Source organism: Microbacterium sp. B19 (assembly GCF_000333395.1).
Taxonomy (GTDB): Bacteria; Actinomycetota; Actinomycetes; order Actinomycetales; family Microbacteriaceae; genus Microbacterium.
The window spans coordinates 1-2,830 of the sequence record NZ_BADA01000569.1; the positions used below are offsets into that span (position 1 = coordinate 1).

The 2,830-nt window shown below is 72.1% G+C and carries 1 protein-coding gene and 1 pseudogene; one reads left to right on the top strand and one right to left on the bottom strand.

Translation table 11 applies throughout. The annotated features are described in order from the left end of the window. A partial coding sequence (locus tag I5G_RS19520) for a phosphoenolpyruvate carboxylase (RefSeq protein ID WP_022880563.1) occupies positions 1–2,219 on the bottom strand: 2,219 nt, incomplete at its 3' end. 247 nt (positions 2,220–2,466) lie between these two features. On the opposite strand from I5G_RS19520, the pseudogene I5G_RS23765 reads away from it, so the two are divergent. Then, positions 2,467–2,799 (top strand): annotated as a pseudogene (locus tag I5G_RS23765) (MazG nucleotide pyrophosphohydrolase domain-containing protein); the annotation flags it as partial. Positions 2,800–2,830 lie beyond the last annotated feature (31 nt).

The following is a 2,830-nucleotide window of genomic DNA, read 5'->3' on the forward strand; positions in this document are numbered from 1 at the left end:
GATGCGCGCCTGCGTCCCGAGAACACCCACGGGATCGCCCGGAGGTCTTCGAGCGACTCGACCGACAGACCGCGGCGGGCCGGGCGCGACCCCAGAGCGAGGTGGCCGAGCTCCTCCATCGGGGTCACGGTGGCGAACCACGGCGCGAACCCCGGGGCCTTCACGAGGGCGAAGAACCGCTCGCGCGAGGCGACGTCCATCGTGGCCGCCACGTCGGCGAACGCCTCGGCCGCCTCGCGGTTGCGCGTCTCGATCGAGGGGGAGGATGCCGTGAGCACCGCCGCCGCGACCTGGTCGATGTGCCGCATCGCGATGTCGGGGTCGCCGTACCGGGCGAAGATGACCTCGCCCTGCTCGGTGAGCTTGAAGCGGCCGTCCACCGAGTGCGGCGGCTGCGCCAGGATCGCGGAGTTGGCGGGGCCGCCGCCGCGTCCGAGCGCGCCGCCGCGGCCGTGGAAGAGCGTCAGTTCGATGTTCTCGGCCTGAGCCCACGTGGAGATCTTCGCCTGCGCCTCGTACAGCGCGAGGTTCGCGGCGACGGGGCCGACGTCCTTCGACGAGTCGGAGTAGCCGAGCATGACCTCGAGGCGGCGGCCGGTGGCATCCAGTCTGGTGACGAACGCGGGGTGCGCGACGATCTCGGCCAGGATGCCGGGGGCCGCCTGCAGGTCGGCGAACGTCTCGAACAGCGGGATGACGTCGAGCACCGGCGGCGTCTCGCCGGGACCCATCGCGTACGACGCGAGTTCGTGGACGTTCGCGAGGTCTTCCGCGGACTGGGTGAACGACACGATGTAGCGTCCGGCGGCGCGGGGGCCGAAGCGCTCCTGCACGTACGCGATCGAGCGGAAGACCTCGAGGACCTCTTCGGTCAGCTCGCTGCGTTCGCCGCCGGCGCGCAGCTCGTCGAGCACCTTGCGGTGGACGGCGGAGTGCTGGCGCACCTCCAGCTCGGTGAGGTGGAAGCCGTACGTCTCGACCTGCCACACGAGCCGCTGCAGAGAGCCGTACGCCTGGCGCGCGGCGCCGGCGGCGACGAGCGAGTCCTGGACCGTCCGCAGGTCGGCGAGAAGGTGCTCGGGGTCGCGGTAGGCCAGGTCGGCGTTGCGGGTGCGGGTCGCGGCGATCTTCCGCGCGATGAGCAGCAGGATGCGGCGGTGCGGCTCCGCGGGGGAGCGCTCGGCGATCTCCGCCGCGGCGTCCTCGTCGGCGGCGCGCAGGCGGTGCCACAGCGCGAGCAGCGCGTCGCTCGGCGGGGTGGTCTCGGCATCCAGCGTCAGTCCGCGACCGACCCGCTGCGTCGTCCGTTCGAGGCCGAGCAGCACGTGCTCGCTCGCGATCGCGGCGGCCTTGCGGGTGACGGATGCCGTGACGAACGGGTTGCCGTCGCGGTCGCCGCCGACCCAGGAGCCGACGCGCACGAAGGGCTTCACGATCGGGGCCTTGGCTCCGGCGTCGTCGCCCTGGAGGATGTCGTCGATCCGGCGGTAGACGCGCGGCACCGCGGTGTAGAGCGTCTCGTCGAAGACGGCCATGACCGAGCGCACCTCGTCGACCGGGGACGGCTTCTCTCGTCTGAGCGGGGCCGTGCGCCACAGCGTGTCGATCTCCTCGAGCATGCGCCGCTCGGTGCGGCGGACCTCGGTGTCGTTCTCGGCGGCGTCGTCGTGCTCGCCGAGCAGCTCGGATAGGCGGCGGATGCTCGTCGAGATCGCGCGGCGGCGGGCCTCGGTGGGGTGGGCCGTGAAGACGGGGTGGAAGCGCAGCCCCTGGAGGCGCGCGAGCGCTGTCTCCTCGCCGACCTCGGCCGACAGGCTCTCGAAGGCCGCGGCGATCGTGTCGGGGGTGCCGCTGCGGGACGGGCGGTCGCCGCGCTCGCGGAGGACGCGCACGCGCTGGTGCTCCTCGACGAGGTTGACGAGGTGGAAGTAGGCCGTGAAGGCCCGTGCCACTTCGTCGGCGCGGCTGATCGAGAAGCCGTCGGCGATCGCGGCGGCCCGTTCGAACGCCTCGGGCGTCTCGTCGGTGTACGCCTGGATCGTCGCGGTCCGCAGCTCCTCGACGTCCTCGTACAGGCCGGGGGAGCCGCTCTCACGCAGCACCCGGCCCAGCAGGGAGCCGAGGAGGCGCACGTCGGCACGCATCTGCTCGGGAAGCTCTTGGCCGGCTTCGAAGCGGCCCACGAGGTCGATCGCCTCGGTCGGGGTCAGTTCACGCACACGGCCCAGGATAGTTGCGTCACGTTGCGGCCAGATCACGTGCTATCCCTCTGGCGACACAATGCAGGAGAATCGGCGGCGGGCCCCCGGGATTCCGGGGACCCAGGCATCCCGGCATCCGGAATCTCCTTCGTCGTGTCCGCCGCTCGAGGATGCAGGCGGGGGCATAGTGGGGCACGAGCGGTGAACGGATGCCGCCGGAGGAGGGACCGTGAGCGACGACGCGCTGCGCGAGGCGGCTGAGACGATGCGCGCGGTGCGCGAACGCTGCGTGTGGACGCAGACGATCGACCACCGCGACCTCGTGCCGTACCTGGTCGAGGAGAGCGCCGAGGTGATCGACGCGGTGGAGTCCGGCACGCGCGCCGACCTGCGGGAGGAGCTCGGCGACCTGCTGTGGCAGGTGCTCTTCCACGCCGAGATCGCCGCGGGCGACCCGGAGGATCCGTTCGACATCGACGACGTGGCCCGGGGACTGACCGAGAAGATGGTGCGCCGGGCCCCGCACGTGTTCGGCGACGCCGTGGCATCCACTCCCCGAGAGGTGCTCGTGCACTGGAACGCCGCGGAGGCCGCCGAGTAGCGCGAGCGTACGATTGTGCTGGACGGGG